Origin of the sequence: Niveibacterium sp. 24ML (assembly GCF_026586805.1) — a bacterium.
Lineage (GTDB): Bacteria > Pseudomonadota > Gammaproteobacteria > Burkholderiales > Rhodocyclaceae > Niveibacterium.
In genome coordinates, this window is the sequence record NZ_JAPFHA010000063.1 from 1 (window position 1) to 1,521 (window position 1,521).

The following is a 1,521-nucleotide window of genomic DNA, read 5'->3' on the forward strand; positions in this document are numbered from 1 at the left end:
CGGTCAACGGGACACCAAACTGCTGCGCAGTTTGGTTCCCTCCGCTGCGCTCCGGTGCCCGTTACCTCCAACGTTAGGCTGCAAAGAATGCCCATTGCACGCGAAGGCGCCTTTCTTGTTTCGCACGACTTGGCTGAAGCACCGAGCCTAGGCTTGGAGTCTGCAAACCTTGCGGCATGCATTCAAGAGGCCAAACTTCATCCGTACAAGAGTGTCTTTGGTTCGCCAAGCTTTGGCTTCAATGAAGTGTCATTGGACGCGCTGTCTGAACTGCCCGAGTTGGAAGCTGTGTGGTTCTGGGATGTTTCGCTCAAGAGCATCGAAGCCCTTTATGCGCTGCACGCCTTGAAGAGCTTTGGGGTCCATTCAAAGCGACCGGCGATTGATTTTTCACGCCTCAGGTCGTTGCAGCAGGTCGTCTGGCACTACAAACCAACGGACACAGGCCTCGGCACACTGAATCTCAAACGCCTGCACATCTGGCACTGCTCACTTAAAGGCGAGGGCTTCTCAGGCCTTCAACTACCCGGCACCCTTGAGGAACTCCAACTCAATTGGGCAAGTGCGGCCACCCTTGATGGCCTGCCCACAATTCCGAGCTTGCGGCGCCTAGAAATTCATCAGTGCCGCAACCTTGAAAGCCTGGCGGTCCTTCCAATTCTGTTCCCACGCCTTGAGCACTTGGTCGTTGCCGCATGTGGTCGAGTCGCCGTGCCCGACACCGAGTGGCTCAAGGCAAGGATTCCGTCGCTCAGGCACGCCTATGTCAAAGACAAGAAGGTCATCTAGCGATGCAGCAGCCTAACCAGTCCGTCAACGGGACGCCAAACTGCTGCGCAGTTTGGTGCCCTCCGCTGCGCTCCGGCGCCCGTTACGTCCAACGTTAGGCTTCAACTGGAGGCGACAAGATGTTCTGCCAATATTGGGCAAAGGTTCGCTTTCTTGCTTCATCTAGCAGCAGACATCCGCTTGCCATTTACCCGCAGGCATCGGGTTCCGGTAAAAGTTACGTTCTGGAGTCGAGTGAACAACTCGCGCTGTTTTCCTACCTCGGTGAAGATCACCGGCTATCTGTAACCATCCCACAAGGCAAATCAGAGATCCTTGAAGTCATCATTCTTACTTGTGGCGAAGAGTTGTCGGAAGGATTTCAATGGAGCATCTATTACACACCCGAAGAATTGTTAGGCAGATGCGAGCTAATCGAGCTACTTGGGAGATGGGAAAATGAAGCTGATGAGCCCTCCGAGATTCGTAACCGTGCAGGGCTTTTCTCTAGGATCTAATGAGATGGCCAGACATCAAGTTCTAAGAACAACGCGTCTGTGTTCTCAACGCCCTCTTCTGCGTGTCGCACGCCTAACAGTAGGTTAAACACAGCACGAAATGCTCCGCACTTTTTGCCAGTTAACGTGGGCGTTAGGAATTCAGTGATAGCCGCGATGCCTAACAAGTCTCTAAGGGACTTCCCGTCAACCGGGCGTTGTTGAAGCCGGCCGTCAGGCCGGTTTTGCTTTTCAG

At 54.0% G+C, this 1,521-nt stretch carries 2 protein-coding genes; both read left to right on the forward strand.

Going from position 1 to position 1,521, the window contains the following annotated elements:
• A partial coding sequence (locus OPU71_RS21155; RefSeq protein ID WP_267730090.1) for a hypothetical protein occupies positions 1–789 on the forward strand: 789 nt, incomplete at its 5' end.
• A 119-nt stretch (positions 790–908) separates the two neighbouring features.
• A complete protein-coding gene (locus tag OPU71_RS21160) occupies positions 909–1,286 on the forward strand; it encodes a hypothetical protein (RefSeq protein ID WP_267730092.1) in 378 nt (125 codons plus the stop codon).
• Positions 1,287–1,521 lie beyond the last annotated feature (235 nt).

Excerpts from the sequence above, each read along its gene's own strand:
- OPU71_RS21160 (WP_267730092.1), top strand. The coding sequence starts at position 909 with ATGTTCTGCCAATATTGGGCAAAGGTTCGCTTTCTTGCTTCATCTAGC.